At 64.5% G+C, this 14,850-nt stretch carries 13 protein-coding genes; 4 read left to right on the top strand and 9 right to left on the bottom strand.

All coding sequences use genetic code 11. From position 1 onward, the window contains the following. Positions 1-1,404 (bottom strand): MFS transporter, encoded by a 1,404-nt coding sequence (locus tag ABFX19_RS15035; protein ID WP_346028812.1) that lies wholly within the window; start codon positions 1,402-1,404, stop codon positions 1-3. A 299-nt stretch (positions 1,405-1,703) separates the two neighbouring features. On the opposite strand from ABFX19_RS15035, the gene ABFX19_RS15040 reads away from it, so the two are divergent. The 3 genes from ABFX19_RS15040 (at position 1,704) to ABFX19_RS15050 (ending at position 5,304) form a co-directional block, all read left to right on the top strand. After that, positions 1,704-3,110: an MFS transporter gene (locus tag ABFX19_RS15040; protein WP_277359603.1), complete on the top strand. Its 1,407-nt coding sequence runs from the start codon at positions 1,704-1,706 to the stop codon at positions 3,108-3,110. Positions 3,111-3,253: 143 nt separating this feature from the next. Next, the gene (locus tag ABFX19_RS15045) at positions 3,254-4,591 is read left to right on the top strand and encodes a serine/threonine protein kinase (protein WP_346028813.1); all 1,338 of its coding nucleotides are present in this window, start codon (positions 3,254-3,256) and stop codon (positions 4,589-4,591) included. Continuing rightward, entirely contained in the window at positions 4,588-5,304 is a 717-nt protein-coding gene (locus ABFX19_RS15050) for a hypothetical protein (RefSeq protein ID WP_346028814.1), read from the top strand. Before ABFX19_RS15045 ends, ABFX19_RS15050 begins: the two co-directional genes overlap by 4 nt. 48 nt (positions 5,305-5,352) lie before the next feature. Here ABFX19_RS15050 and ABFX19_RS15055 read toward each other — a convergent pair whose 3' ends face one another. The 6 genes from ABFX19_RS15055 to ABFX19_RS15080 all read right to left on the bottom strand — a co-directional run bounded on the left by ABFX19_RS15055 (position 5,353) and on the right by ABFX19_RS15080 (position 12,440). Then, on the bottom strand, positions 5,353-5,970 hold the full coding sequence (locus ABFX19_RS15055) for an RES family NAD+ phosphorylase (protein WP_346028815.1): 618 nt from the start codon (positions 5,968-5,970) through the stop codon (positions 5,353-5,355). Beyond that, positions 5,964-6,488 carry a hypothetical protein gene (locus ABFX19_RS15060; RefSeq protein ID WP_277359599.1) on the bottom strand — a complete coding sequence of 175 codons (525 nt, stop codon included), beginning with the start codon at positions 6,486-6,488 and terminating at the stop codon, positions 5,964-5,966. Before ABFX19_RS15060 ends, ABFX19_RS15055 begins: the two co-directional genes overlap by 7 nt. A gap of 119 nt (positions 6,489-6,607) precedes the next feature. Continuing rightward, positions 6,608-8,419: an ATP-binding protein gene (locus ABFX19_RS15065; RefSeq protein ID WP_346028816.1), complete on the bottom strand. Its 1,812-nt coding sequence runs from the start codon at positions 8,417-8,419 to the stop codon at positions 6,608-6,610. Between the two features lie 119 nt (positions 8,420-8,538). Beyond that, entirely contained in the window at positions 8,539-9,165 is a 627-nt protein-coding gene (locus tag ABFX19_RS15070; protein ID WP_346028817.1) for a Maf family protein, read from the bottom strand. Between the two features lie 109 nt (positions 9,166-9,274). Next, positions 9,275-10,666 (bottom strand): dicarboxylate/amino acid:cation symporter, encoded by a 1,392-nt coding sequence (locus tag ABFX19_RS15075; protein ID WP_346028818.1) that lies wholly within the window; start codon positions 10,664-10,666, stop codon positions 9,275-9,277. Between the two features lie 151 nt (positions 10,667-10,817). After that, positions 10,818-12,440: a DUF885 domain-containing protein gene (locus ABFX19_RS15080; RefSeq protein ID WP_277359605.1), complete on the bottom strand. Its 1,623-nt coding sequence runs from the start codon at positions 12,438-12,440 to the stop codon at positions 10,818-10,820. A gap of 245 nt (positions 12,441-12,685) precedes the next feature. Between ABFX19_RS15080 and ABFX19_RS15085 the strand changes: the two genes are divergently transcribed. Continuing rightward, positions 12,686-13,951: a serpin family protein gene (locus ABFX19_RS15085; protein ID WP_346028819.1), complete on the top strand. Its 1,266-nt coding sequence runs from the start codon at positions 12,686-12,688 to the stop codon at positions 13,949-13,951. Between the two features lie 9 nt (positions 13,952-13,960). Here ABFX19_RS15085 and ABFX19_RS15090 read toward each other — a convergent pair whose 3' ends face one another. Both ABFX19_RS15090 and ABFX19_RS15095 read right to left on the bottom strand, forming a co-directional pair. Continuing rightward, positions 13,961-14,293, bottom strand: a complete 333-nt coding sequence (locus ABFX19_RS15090) for a cupin domain-containing protein (protein ID WP_346028820.1) — start codon at positions 14,291-14,293, stop codon at positions 13,961-13,963. 13 nt (positions 14,294-14,306) lie between these two features. Beyond that, positions 14,307-14,750: a pyridoxamine 5'-phosphate oxidase family protein gene (locus ABFX19_RS15095; RefSeq protein WP_346028821.1), complete on the bottom strand. Its 444-nt coding sequence runs from the start codon at positions 14,748-14,750 to the stop codon at positions 14,307-14,309. Between the last annotated feature and the right edge of the window lie 100 nt (positions 14,751-14,850).

The raw sequence follows: 14,850 nt of genomic DNA on the forward strand, positions 1-14,850 counted from the left end.
CTAGACGTGACCCACCCTCGAGGTGCTGCGGCGCAGGTAGAAGAACCACGTCACCGCGAGCATCAGGACGTACGCGGAGACGAAACCGTAGAACGCGGCGTCGTACGTGCCGGTTGCGCCCTTGGAAGCGTTCAGGACCTGCGGAATCACGAAGCCGCCGTAGGCACCGATCGCGGAGATGAGGCCCAGCGCGGCTGCCGCTTTGCGCCCGGTACTCATGGCCGCGTCCGACCGTCCGCGGAGCGCGAAGATTACCGGGATCATGCGGTAGGTGGAGCCGTTGCCTGCGCCGGCGGCGGTGAAGAGCACCAGGAAGAGGCCGAGGAAGAGCCAGAAGTTCCCGAGCGGTAGGGTCCACACCACGGCCAGCGCCGTCAGGGCCATGACGGCGAACGCGCAGACTGTGATCCGCGCGCCGCCCCATCGGTCAGCCAGCCGGCCGCCGTAGGGCCGCGCGAGCGAGCCGACCAGCGGACCGAGGAACGCCAGCGAGAGCGCAGCAGGCCCCAGCGCAAAGGTGGAGAACTCCGGGAACGAATCGAGGATCAGCTTGGGAAAGACTCCGGAGAACCCGATGAATGAGCCGAACGTCCCGATATACAGGAACGCCATAATCCACAGGTGCGGTTCGCGCAGGGCGGCGAGGGAGCCGGCGAGGTCGGACTTCGCGCTGGACAGGTTGTCCATGTACTTCCACGCGCCGAACGCGGCAACGAGAATCAGTGGGACCCAGATCCAGCCCGCCAGCGGCAGATTCAGCGTCGCGGCGGCACCCGCTGCAATCACCAGCGGAACCACCAACTGCGCGACGGCGGCGCCTAGGTTCCCGCCCGCGGCATTCAGTCCCAGCGCCCAGCCCTTTTCGCGGACCGGGTAGAAGAAGGTGATGTTCGCCATCGAGCTTGCGAAGTTGCCGCCGCCAAAGCCGGCAAGCGCCGCAATGCCGAGGAGTACTCCGAACGGTGTGTCCGGATTGCCCACCGCGACCGCCAGGCCAACCGACGGAATCAGCAGCAGGAGCGCCGAGACGATCGTCCAGTTCCTGCCGCCGAAGCGCGGCACCATGAAGGTATAGGGAATACGCAGGGTAGCGCCGACGAGGCTGGGCATCGAGATCAGCCAGAAGATCTGCGAGGTGGTGAAGTTGAAGCCGGCAGCCGGCAGGTAAATTACCACAATGGACCAGAGCTGCCACACCACAAAGCCGAGGAACTCGCAGACAATGGACCACTGCAGGTTGCGGCGGGCAATCGCCTTTCCACCGGACTCCCATTGCTCGGCGTCCTCAGGATTCCAGTTGTCGATCCAGCGGCCCGGACGCTGAGCAAGGCCCGGACGCTGAGCAAGCGCTCCGCCGGGCGTCGTCGTCGGAATATCCGGGGAAACTGCGCGGTCAACGCTCATGGTGAACCTTTCATTCAAGGAGCAGTACCGCCACACTAGGAAAGGCGCGTTTCGACTCTGGGCGCTGCGTGTAAACGGGATGTGACATCCGGCTATCCGCGAACGGGAAGATTTGCGCAGCTCCGGTGACTCCGACGCCGTCGGAATCCACCGAAGATGCGCAAAAGTTCCCGATGGGGCGAGATGTCCACTATGTGGACGGGTTATCTCACGCTTCGGTTCCGGTGATGAGATTGATAGGCACCAAATACTCCGGCTTTCGGTTTCCTCGACGGCCGTCTTCGAGAAAGCAAGCAACCATGTCATCGTCATCTTCGACCGTGGAGCCGGCGGCAACAAAGCCCCTGAACTCTCGTGGTCGCGTTATCTTCGCCAGCCTCATCGGCACCACCATCGAGTTCTACGACTTCTACATCTACGCCACGGCGTCGGTGCTGGTGTTCCCGGCGCTCTTCTTCCCCGACTCCACCCCCGCCAATGCGCTGCTCCAGTCCTTCGCGGTCTTCGGCGTTGCCTTTGTTGCTCGTCCGCTTGGGTCCATCCTCTTCGGGCACTTCGGGGACCGGATCGGGCGCAAGGGCACCCTGGTGGCGTCGCTTTTGACGATGGGTATTGCTACCTTCCTCATCGGTGTCCTGCCGGTTGCCAAGGACAACCCAGGCTGGATTTTCCTGGCCCCGGCCCTGCTCGTCCTGCTGCGTTTCCTCCAGGGCCTCGCACTCGGCGGCGAATGGAGCGGCGCAGCGCTGCTCGCCACGGAGAACGCACCCAAGGGCAAGCGGGCCGTCTACGGCACGTTCCCCCAGCTTGGCGCACCGATCGGCTTCATCCTCGCCAACCTGCTGTTCGTTGTCCTCAACGCCACCCTCTCACCCGAAGCGTTCATGGCATGGGGCTGGCGTGTTCCGTTCATCGCCAGCGCGGTGCTCGTCATTGTTGGGCTGTACGTCCGGCTGAAGCTGATCGAAAGCCACTCATTCCAGCAGGTGCTGGACAAGGGCAAGGTCGTCAAGCTGCCGCTGGCCTCGGTATTCACGAAGCAGTGGCGTCCGCTGCTCCTCGGCACGTTCATCATGTTCGCCACCTACGTTCTGTTCTACCTGATGACCTCCTTCACGCTGACCTTCGGCACCTCGCCGGCCTCGGTGGAAACGGCTTCCGCAGCGGCGGAAGCGGCAGGCAAGCCCTTCAACCCGGACGCCTTTGTGCCGGGTCTTGGAATTGCCCGCGGTGACTTCCTCTGGATGCTGATCATCGGCGTCGTGTTCTTCGGAATCTTCACCCTCGTGTCCGGACCGCTGGCGGAGAAGTTCGGCCGCCGTCGTATGCTGCTGGCCGTCACTACCGGTATTGCAATCTTCGGCCTGACCTGGGTTCCGCTCTTCGGTGCCGGAACCATGGGCGCCATGGCGCTGCTGATCATCGGCTTCATCCTCATGGGCCTTACCTTCGGACCCATGGCCGCGATCCTGCCCGAACTGTTCCCCGCGAACGTTCGCTATACCGGTTCCGCGGTGGCCTACAACCTGTCCAGCGTGATCGGGGCGGCACCGGCGTCGTTCGTTGCTATTGCGCTGTGGCAGGCGGCGGACGGCAGCACGTTCCTGGTGGGCCTCTACCTGAGCGCTGCCGCCGTGCTGACCTTCATTGCTCTGTGGCTCACCCGTGAAACCCGGGACAACGACTACGAGAACAACATCGCCTAACCCGAACCGCAATTTCAAGGCTCCCGTTCACCTGCAAGGGTTGGACGGGAGCCTTTTGCATGGGCTCACTTCCCAAGTTTTCCGCAGGGCGCCTCGGCCAGAATGATCCACAGGCTTACCTTCTCTAGCGGGAGCGAATTGGCATGAATCAGGAAACGCTCGCGAGCGGACGGTACGTCCTCGACCGCGTGATCGGCGCCGGCGGCATGGCCGATGTCTACCGCGCACGGGATACCCGCCTGCACCGGGATGTTGCGGTGAAGATGTTCCGCCGCGGTTCTGCCGAGGGTGTCGCGCGCGGGTCCGGCGAGGCGCGCATGCTGGCCGCCCTCCACCACCCCGGCCTGGTTCGCGTCCTGGACATGGACGCCGAGTGCGCCAGGCTGGAACCGTCCTACCTCGTCATGGAGTACATCAAGGGCCCGGACCTCGGCGCAGTCCTGAGGGATGGCGCACTGCCGATCCACAGCACGACGACGGCCGGCCGGGACATCGCCCGCACCCTTGAGTACATCCACGGCCAGGGCATAGTGCATCGCGACATCAAGCCCTCGAACGTCCTCACCCGCTACGGCGAGACATCCTCCGGGATGTTCAGCTTTCTGCTCACGGACTTCGGCATTGCACGGTTCTTCGAGAGCAGCCGGGTCACCGCCACGGGAAGCCTCATCGGCACCGCAACCTACTTCAGTCCGGAGCAGGCACGCGGAGACCGGGTAGGTACCCCGACCGACATCTACGCACTCGGCCTCCTGCTGATCGAATGCCTCACCGGCGAGCCGGCCTTCCCCGGCACCGGACTGGAGAGCGCGCTTGCCCGGTTGAGCCGCCCGCCGGCGATCCCTGAGTGCTTTGGGGAGGGCTGGCACCGCCTGCTCACCAGGATGACGTTGGATAATCCGCTTGAGCGTCCCACCGCAACCGAGGTGGTGCGGCTCCTCGATGCCATCGACGTCCCTTCCGTGGGCGCAGGATTTCCTGCCGGACTCGCTGCCGGAACGGGCACTGAAGAAACGACGACGACGACGGCGCAGCCTTTCGCTGCCGGGAGCGAAGTCGCTGTCGCGACCGACGGCGCTGATGCGCCGGCCGTCGTCGAGTCAGGCACAGTCGAGCCAGGAACCGTCGAACCTGCTCCCGCCGAATCGGCCGCCGCCGTGCCAGCCGCAGATCGATCCGCGGCCACCACGTCGCGGAGCTTGCCCCCGAGTCCGGCGCAGCGGCCGTCCGGTCACCGCACGCTCGAGTCTTTCGATGTGGAGACGGCGTTCCGCCCTGAGCCCCCGCGCGGACGAGCGGCAGCGAAGGTGAGGCTGCGCGCCCGTGCGCTGGCCGCCGTCGTCGTGTTGGTGGGGTTGACGCTTGCCGTCCTGTTCACTGTCTTCGACGTCAATGCCGGGCCGGGGCCGACTCCGCTGCCCACCGTGCCCGGCAGCACAGGCGCAATGCTCGATAGCCTGTATGAAAGCGTCCAGCCGTGAACCTGCGTGCCGGTCTCAGCGCGCTGATCGTGTCCGCGTTCCTCACGTTCAGTGGGTGTTCTGCGCCACCGATTGCGGCCGACGTTGCCCAGGAACTGCAGTCCGAAGTGCAGGGGATTGCCGTCCTCACAGCCCGCGGGGACACCTCAGATGCCGTAGCCGCTGCCCATGGCCTCGCCTCGAGGGTGCGGACTGCGCAAATCAACGGGGAGATTTCCGGTGACCGAGCGGTGATGATCCTGCAGCGGATCGAGCAGCTCATCGACCGGCTGGTGAGCTCCGGTGCGGCGCCCGCAGCGGCGGACCTGCCGCAACCCCTCGCCGGCCCGGCCGTGCCGGTCGTGCCGCCGCCTGCCGTGCCCGAACCTGTCAAAACCCTCGAGCCTGCTCCTTCAGCGGCACCGGAACCTCAGCAGGCCCCCGTATCGCCGGAAACGCCCGAGCCGGTCCCCAATGTGAACACCGACACCCCGGAGGCGGGCGAGCCGGAGGGCGACGCTCAGGATTCTTCGGGCAGCGGATCCTCGGGAAGCGGTTCCGACGTCGGCAGCTCATCAAACGGCGGTGCGGGTAACCGGAGCGTCCCGGTCCCCGTTGGCGCCGACCCCGCGAACGACGCAGACGATGATGATGCGAACGACGCCGCTAACGATGACGACGATGATGACGACGGCGGCAAGGGCCGCGGCCGCGGCCGTAGCAGCGACGACTAGCCCGGATCCGGGGGAGATTCTGTGTCACCGCATATGCGCAACCGTTCCCTACCAGCGAACGTCCACGAGGAGTGGGGCGCAGAAATCGGAGAGCCAGGCACGGTCAGGACCAAGTTCAAAAACCCGGGCGAAATCTGGATCGATGTGGAGGTCGGTGTAGCTGACACGGTCGCCGAAGAAGACGAAGGCTCGGTCGGTGTTGCAGCGGTGACTCATCCACACCATTCCGTCGTAACCTGCCCCATGAGCTGCCTTGGCCCAAGTCACAGTCTCTCCATACCTGGAAGCCGGTGTTGCGGTGACATCCGTTTCCTCCACCTTGAGCCGACGCAGCCCCGTCCCCATGAAAGAGGCCAAATTCAGGTCGCGGGCCACGATGAGCCGGGCCATGACCTGGTCGCCGTAGTCGTCGTGGTTGATCATCCCACCGTCGACCGGAACATCGTGCAGCAGCGTTTCGCAGACTGCCGCTTGCTGAGTTTGGGCTGCATAAAGCACCGGGACGACAGGATCGCCGAAGAATGCGAAGCGAGTTGGTCGGCCCATGCCAGGGTTGAAGACGTTCGCGAGACGGCCTGATCGATTGCTGAACACCCGGTAGAGCTCCGACGAGGACTCGAGCTCAAAACTCTGCGGGTTGAAGGCGCCCTTCGGCCCCGTTACCACTCCACCCCGTAATGGTTTTCAGCTGCTTCGAGGACCAGGGAAGCCTGGTGCAGATGATCGACCGGCCGGTCACCGTCGAGTTGGCCAGTTGGCGCGCACAGCCACTGCGCCAAACCCTCTTGCGTTTTGCCGTACTTCCTGGCAACCATCAGCAGCTCGGGGATGACGGGCAGCACCGTGCCTTCCGTCCGATCAAACTGAAACGCCGGGTAGTGGAATGCGTTGCGGCGGCGGACACCGATCAGCTTCCCGGCGCGCCGCTTGTCAGTGGCATATCCAGTGGGGCTGCTGGAACGAGAGCCCAGCAGTTCGGCGACTTCGGCCCCGGTGAGCATTCCGAACTCTGCTTCGATCTCGCGCCAGGCATTCTCGGTGGCCTGTACACCGCGGGCCATCTGCGGAGACACCGGGACCTCCACCGCCGAAACGGCGGCGCCAAGGGCCGCCATGCTCTTATGCATATTGGCGATAGCCTGTTCGGCTTCAGCGGATAACCGTTCGGGAAGTGCTGTACTCACGGGAAAGACCACCTCTTCCATTTTTTCCAGATAAGCAGTCTATCGCTGGAAAAGCTTGATCGGAAGGTGCTGTCCGCCAGGGGACAGTTTACGGTCTCGATCGCATATAGGCGGTAAATCTAGTTGATCGCCGCGATGACCGCGCCGGCGGACACAGTGTCTCCGGGCACCGCCGTCAGACCGGAGAGCGTTCCTGCCTTGTGGGCCGTCAGCGGCTGCTCCATTTTCATGGCTTCGAGCACCACAATGAGATCGCCCTCGGACACCACGTCGCCGTCCTGGACTGCCACCTTCACGATGGTGCCCTGCATGGGGGACGTGAGGTCATCGCCGCCGGCACCGGAGGCCGCACCTGCCCGTGAGCGGGCAACCTTCTTTGGTTTCCCGGGCTTGCCTGCCCCTTTGCCTGCGGCTCTGCCGGTGGCGACTCCGAGGGAAGCGGGAAGCACAACTTCCAGTCGCTTGCCGCCTACCTCAACGGTCACGCGCTGGCGGGTGTCGTCGTCATCAGCCGGCGCCGCAGCACCGCCTTCGGGGGTCCACGGCGCGATGGTGTTGGCAAACTCAGTCTCGATCCAGCGGGTGTGCACCGAGAAGGTTCCGGACTCGGGCGCAAAAGCCGGGTCGCTGACCACGGCGGCGTGGAACGGCAGGACGGTCGGCATGCCGTCAATCTGCATTTCCGCCAGCGCACGCCGGGACCGCTCGAGGGCTTGTCTGCGGGTAGCGCCGGTGACAATGAGCTTGGCGAGCATCGAATCGAAGTTGCCGCCGATAGTCTCGCCTGCCTCGATCCCGGAGTCCACACGGACGCCGGGTCCGGTGGGAAGCTTCAGGGTCTGAACGGTCCCGGGCGCGGGCATGAAGTTCCGGCCGGCGTCCTCGCCGTTGATGCGGAATTCGAAGGAGTGGCCGCGGATCTCGGGGTCGGAATAGCCGAGCTCCTCGCCGCGGGCAAGGCGGAACTGCTCTCGCACCAGGTCAATACCGGTGACCTCTTCAGAGACCGGGTGCTCAACCTGCAGACGCGTGTTGACCTCGAGGAACGAGATAGTGCCGTCCTGACCGACCAGAAATTCACACGTACCCGCACCCTGATATCCGGCCTCCTTCAGGATGGCCTTCGACGCCTCATACAGCCGGCGGTTCTGGTCTTCGGACAGGAACGGCGCAGGGGCCTCCTCCACCAATTTCTGGTTGCGGCGCTGCAGGGAGCAGTCGCGGGTGGAGATGACAGCGACATTGCCGTGTGCGTCCGCGAGGCACTGAGTTTCGACGTGGCGGGGCGCGTCAAGGAAGCGTTCCACGAAGCACTCGCCGCGACCGAACGCCGCAGTTGCCTCACGTACCGCCGACTCGTAGGCCTCGGGAATCTCATCGCGGTCACGTACCACCTTGATGCCGCGTCCACCGCCGCCATAGGCAGCCTTGATCGCCAGCGGCAGGCCGAACTCATCGGCGAAGTCGAGGACTTCCTGGGTCGAATCGACGGGATCCTTGGTGCCGGGAACCAGCGGTGCACCGACCTTCTCAGCGATGTGGCGGGCCTGCACCTTGTCACCGAGCTGCGCAATCGATGAGGGGGAGGGGCCAATCCAGGTAAGTCCGGCGTCGATGACTCTCTGCGCAAACTGGGAGTTCTCGGACAGAAAACCGTAGCCAGGGTGGATGGCATCCGCACCGCTGCGTGCGGCCGCGTCGAGGATCTTGTCCATGACCAGATAGGACTCGGCAGCGGTGTTGCCGCCCAGCGCAAACGCCTCATCGGCCAGGCGCACATGCAGCGCGTCCCGGTCCGGCTCGGCGTAGACGGCGACCGAGGCTATACCTTCATCACGGGCCGCCCGGATCACACGCACCGCGATCTCGCCGCGGTTGGCAATCAGGACTTTGGTCACGGGCGCGGAAGGTGCGGACATCGACTCGCTCATGGGTTAGGGGCTCCTTTGATCTGTTGGGAGCCTAGCGCGGTTTTGTTGCTACTGCCCATAAACCATGCCGATTCCCCGTGTTGGGCAGGGATTATTTGTAGGGAAGCTACAAAGCGCTGCTACTGCCACACATCGGTGATGCTCACTTCTGCAGCGCGGAGCAGCTCGCGCAGCGTGGAGACACTGAGCCCGACGACGGCGTGTGGGTCACCGTCGACCTTGCGGATGAAGGCCCCGCCGCGTCCGTCGATTGTGAAGGAGCCGGCACAGTTCAGCGGCTCACCGGTTGCGATGTAAGCCTCGATCTCGGCGTCATCCAACGGCATGAAGTGAACCTCAGCGGAGGCGACTGCGCCCGCCGCGGCGCCTGATCCGCCGTCGTTCATTTCCCGGGTGTCCACGAGCCAGTGGCCGGTGTGGAGTGTTCCGGAGGAGCCGGACATGCGCTTGATGCGCTCCCTGGCAACCTGCGCCTCATACGGTTTGCCGTGCGCCTCGCCCTCGAACTCGAACACCGAATCGCAGCCGATCACCAGGGCGCCGCGCGCTTCGGGAAGCGCTGCAACGGCCTCGGCCTTGGCGCGTGCCAGCAGCTGGGCGGTGTCGTACGGACTCGGCGAGCCATGTGCGGCTGTGACGGCGTCCTCGTCAACGTCGGACACCGTGACCGTATGCGCGATGCCCGCCTCGGTGAGGAGTTTCGTGCGTGCGGGGGATGCGGAAGCGAGGATCAGCCGGAGGGTCATGCGAACCAGCCTAGTGTTCCCGGAGCTCCTACAAACACCCGTGAGTTGGAAGGACACACCCCTTACGAAGGTTCATGAGGGGTGTGTCCTGCCAACTCAACGACGGTGGTTAGGCCTTGGCCCCCGCGAGCTCAGGCGCTGCGTCAGAGCTCGGGGTGTCATCCACGAACGGATCCCCAGTGCGCTTTGCGTTGTAGAGCTCCGTGTCGAGGAGGTTTTCCCGCTTCGCGACGATCGTCGGGACGAGCGCCTGGCCGGCAACATTCACCGCGGTTCGGCCCATGTCCAGGATCGGGTCGACGGCAAGCAGAAGTCCGACGCCGGCGAGCGGCAGTCCCAGCGTGGACAGAGTCAGGGTAAGCATGACGACGGCGCCCGTAGTGCCCGCGGTCGCAGCCGATCCCAGTACGGAAACCATTGCAATCAGTACGTACTGCCCGAAGTCCAGCTGGATGCCGAAGAACTGGGCCACGAAGATCGCTGCGATGGCGGGGTAGATCGCGGCGCAGCCGTCCATCTTGGTGGTAGCGCCGAGCGGCACGGCGAAGGATGCGTAGCTGCGCGGTACGCCGAGGTTGCGCTCGGTCACCCGCTGGGTCAGCGGAAGGGTGCCGATGGACGAGCGGGAGACGAAAGCCAGCTGGATGGCGGGCCATGCGCCGGAGAAGTACTGCTTCACGGATAGACCGTTGGCGCGGATCAGTACGGGATAGACGGCGAACAGCACCAGCGCAAGACCAACGTAGATGGCGAGCGTGAACTTGCCGAGTGAACCGATGGTGTCCCAGCCGTAGACAGCAACGGCCTTGCCGATCAGGCCGACGGTGCCGATCGGTGCAATCCGGATGATCCACCACAGCACCTTCTGGATGACGGCGAGAGCGGAGGCATTGAGAGCGAGGAACGGTTCGGCCGGCTTGCCCACCTTCAGTGCGGCAATGCCGATGGCGACGGCGACCACCAGGACCTGCAGCACGTTGAAGCTGAGTCCAGTGGTGACGGCGCCGGCGTCGTCCACGCTGGACGAGGCCTGCAGGCCAAGGAAGTTTGCGGGAATGAGTCCGGTCAAAAACGCCCACCAGTCGCCGGTTCGGCCGGTGTACTCGCTCGGAGGCGCCGCGTTGGTATTTGCACCGGGCTGGAAAATTGTTCCAAGCCCGATGCCGATCACCACAGAGATCAACGCGGTGATGGCGAACCAGAGCAGCGTCTGTCCAGCCAGGCGTGCAGCATTGTGGACAGCGCGGAGGTTGGCGATCGAGCTCACCACTGCGGTGAAAATCAGGGGTACGACGGCGGCCTTCAGGAGCGCGACGTAGCTTGAGCCGATGGTCGCGAGGGTTGTGCCGAGGGCGGTGGGAGTCTCTTCGGTGTGGCCGGAGTACTTGGCCACGAGGCCGAGCGCCAGGCCAACGATGAGGGCAGCGATGATTTGCGGTCCGAAGGAGGTAGCCCAGCGGGGCAGCCTGCGGGACGCCGGAGCGGAAGTTTCTGAAGTCACCCGAGAACAGTAGGTTCGTTCCTCTAACAAAAAAATTGCTTATTGCGAAATGTTTCATCCTGAACTAAATGAGTTGGCAGGACACACCCCTGATGAACCTTCATGCAGAGTGTGTCCTGCCAAACTCAACGCCGGGGGACCAGCGAGGGGACTAGCTCAAGAGCGCCCGGCGGAGCGTGTCGAGACCGACCGAGCCGAGGTTGAGCGCGCGGGTGTGGAAGTCCCGCAGGTTGAAGGACTCGCCTTCACGCTGCTTCACCTCGTCGCGGATCTGCTCCCAGAGACGCTGGCCGATCTTGTAGGAGGGCGCCTGTCCCGGCCAGCCGAGGTAGCGGTTGAACTCGAAATTCAACTGACCCTCACTGATGGCGATGTTCTTCTTCAGGAACTCGTACCCCTTGTCCGGCGTCCAGGTACCGGAGCCCCACCGCTCGGGGATCTCGAGCTCGAGGTGGACGCCGATGTCGAAGACCACGCGGGCCGCGCGCATCCGCTGGGCATCCAGCATCCCGAGGCGGTCTCCCGGATCATTCAGGTAGCCGAGGTCTTCCATGAGCCGCTCCGCATACAGCGCCCAGCCCTCGCCGTGCCCGGAAACCCAGACGGCGTTGCGGCGCCAGGAGTTCAGGAGCCCGCGCTGGAAGGTTGCCGTGGCAATCTGCAGGTGGTGTCCCGGAACGCCCTCGTGGTAGACCGTGGTGGTTTCCTTCCAGGTGGTGAAGGTGTCCTCACCCTCCGGAACCGACCACCACATGCGGCCCGGGCGGGCGAAGTCGTCGCTGGGACCCGTGTAGTAGATTCCGCCTTCTTTGGTGGGAGCGATCATGCATTCGATGGTGCGCATGATGTCCGGGATGTCGAAGTGCACACCGGCAAGCTCCCGGACAGCGCGGTCGGACAGTCCCTGCATCCAGGCCTGCAGCGCATCGGTGCCCTGCAACTGGCGCTCGGGCGATTCATCGAGGATGCGCATGGCTTCCTCGATGGATGCGCCTTCCTTGATCTCGTTGGCGACGGACTCCTGCTCGGCAATCAGCCGGTCCAGTTCCTCGACGCCCCACTGGTAGGTCTCCTCGAGGTCTACCGCCGCACCCAGGAACTGGCGTGACATCAGCGAGTAGCGCTCACGGCCCACCGCGTCCTTCTCCGGAGCCTCGGGCAGCAGTTCCTCCTCGAGGAAAGTGCTGAGGTGGCGGTAGGCGTTGCGTGCGGCCTCGCAGCCGGCGGCGAGTTCCGTTAGTACGGAGTCCGGAAGGCCGCCGTCGTTCTCCATGGTTGCGCCGCTGACGTATTCATCGAAGTAGCCGCCGTCCGCAGCGTAGGCGTTGGTCTGTTCCATGACGATGCGGATCTGGCGCGCTGCGGGCAGGATGCCGCGGTTCTTGCCCTCGCGAAGGGAAGTGATGTACCCGCCGATGGCGTCCGGCACATTGCAGAGCCTGCCGGCAATGTGATGCCACTGCTCAGCGGTGTCAGTGGGCATGAGATCAAAGATCATGCGGATTTCCTGCGCCGGGCAGGCCAGGTTGTTCAGGTCCGCGAGGTTCAGGCCCGTCTCGTGGATCTCCAGTTCCAACCCGAGGCGTTCATGCATCGCATCGAGGGTGACGGCGTCGACCTCGTCGGTAGGTTCGAGGTCATCAAGGCGGCCGAGGGTTTCCCTCGTGGCCTCTGCGAAGGCCTCCAGCCCGGCGGGCGAGTAGTCGCGGTATTCGGTCTCGTGTCCCGGCAAGCCAAGCTGGGTGGCAAACCCGGGATCGAGTTGCAGCAGCATCTCCGTATAGGCCTCGGCAACGGCGTCGATGGCCGTCTGGGCGCGGGTGGGTGCCTCAGCGGTCAGGTGTGCGGTGGAAGTCTCGTTGATCACCCGTAGAGCCTAACGGCACGTTATCGCCCACGGCCACAGAGCTGTCCATAGTTCAGCGGGATCGTGACCGGATTGTGTTCCGGCCCTGCTGGAGGCCGGCCCCGATGGTGCCCTACGTTTGAAGTCCGGCGGTTCACTCAAGGGAGACAGCCATGGGCACCATTCCGAAACGCCTCCTCACCTCCATTTTGGCCGCCGGAATGCTGGTGCTGACCGGTTGCGGATCACCGGCGCTGCCAGAACAGCGGATCGCCGATGTGGAGCGGGAAACCGTTCTGCTCACAGATCATCCCGACGCCGTCGCAGCCCTCCGCGACTCCTCCTACCGGCTCGGCGCAGCAATGCTTGCCGCAGATCCCGAGGGCAACCAGGTCACCAGCCCCGTCAGCGCGCTCGCGGCCCTTGCCATGCTGAGGATCGGAGCAGGAACGACGACGGCGGAAGAGTTGGACTCCGTTCTCGCCTTCCCGGCGGAAAACCGGGACGAGGCGATGAACGCGCTGCTCACCAACTGGGCCGCATATGATGGCGATCCCGCCACGGTCGATGATGAAGAACCGCCGGAAGAACCTCTGCTGCACCTGGCGAACGGGCTATTCCCGGCGGAGGCCCTCGTGCTCGAGGATGACTTCCTGGAACCTCTCGCCCAGCACTTCGGCGCCGGTGTGTACCCCGTGGATTACCCCAGCGGTGACGCACTCGATGCAATGAACGCGTGGGTGAAGCAGCACACCGGCGGGCGGATTGAAGAAGTACCACTGGAACCGACGCCGGACACCCGCCTCAACATCATCAACACCGTCTACTTCGCAGCGGCCTGGGCTGCCCCCTTCGACCCTCAAAGCACGCAGACCGGACCTTTCAGGACGAGCGGCAGCGTGATCCAGACCCCTCTGATGCACGCCGTGCTCCCGCTGAAGTACGTCGACGGCGGCAGCTGGCAGGGCGTTGACCTGCCCTATAACAACGGGTTCGTGATGCGATTGCTCCTGCCGGAGGAAGGCTCAAACCCGGTCCTGGGCGAGGCTGCCCTCGCGGAGGCCAATGGGAAGATGGACGGCGCCGGCGAAGGGTTGGTGGCGCTGACGCTGCCTTCGTGGGACCACACCCGTGAGCTGGACCTCAAGGAGGTGCTCACCACCATGGGACTGGAAGAGGCCATGGGTAGGACGCCGGACTTCAGCGGCATCGGCGCCGACGGACTCTACGTGGAGGGCGCGGCCCAATCGGCGAACATCACCGTTGCCGAGAAGGGCACCATCGCCGCTGCCGTGACGCAGATCAGCATGGCCGAGAGCGGATTCGCGGAGCCGGACGTCGAGATTACGTTCGACCGGCCGTTCCTCTACCAGATCCTCCACGAGGACACCGGCATGCCGCTGTTCCTGGGCACAGTGATGGACCCGAGTGTGAGCTAGCCGGGCGACTCAGGAAAGTTTCGCCACCGTCAGGAGAACGATCGACTCCTCGATCGCCTCCAGCGAGTGGCGGGCCTGCGGGACAATCAGCAGGTCCCCGGGAGACCCTTCCCAGGACACGTCCCCTGCACGTAGCGTTACCCTGCCCTGCAGCACCTGAACCGTCGCCTCACCGGGATTCTCATGTTCAGCCAGGTGCGAGCCCGCAGCGAGGGCGATCATGGTCTGGCGCAGGGTCTGCTCATGCCCGCCGAATACTGTCCGGGCGCTGCGCCCGCTCGAAGCGTTGCGGGCGAGCTCGAGTTGATGCCGCATCAGCGCGGTCAGTGACGATTTTTGCATGGGCTCCTCCGCCTCAGACTGCCTGGACACTGCGGCCGCTGATCTGTGTGGGCTGAATTCCGACGAACGTTGTCCGCGATCCGCCCGCCCATGGTTCCTCTGCTGAGCGCCCCCAGAGTTCGGTCAGCAGCGCCTCGTCGCGCACGGCGTCCGCAGTTCCATTGGCCAGCACGGACCAGCCGGCCATCGCCTCCGAACGGACCTCGTCCACCTGGAAAGCGCAACCGTTGAGGGGGAGCAGACTGCCGATGTCCCCGTCATCCCGGGTGCGGAAGTAAATTGCGCCGTCGTGCACCAGATAGTTCACCGGGTAAATCTGCACGGCGCCGTTCCGGAGGAAACCGATCCGGCCCGTCTGGTGCGTACTCAGCAGCGCCCAGCACCTGGTTTCCGAAAGATCCTCCGACATGTGAAGCGTGCCGGGCTGTCCTCGCCACTCGTCTTCCCTGGAATCCATCAGCTTCCTTCCGCCGGAACAATTCCGCGATTGCCGTGCTCGGTCTCGTACCCCCACCCTAGGGTGGTTGCCGACGGAAGTGGAAGGATCCTGCCTATTG

It is taken from the genome of Arthrobacter parietis (genome assembly GCF_039530425.1).
GTDB lineage: Bacteria > Actinomycetota > Actinomycetes > Actinomycetales > Micrococcaceae > Arthrobacter_D > Arthrobacter_D parietis.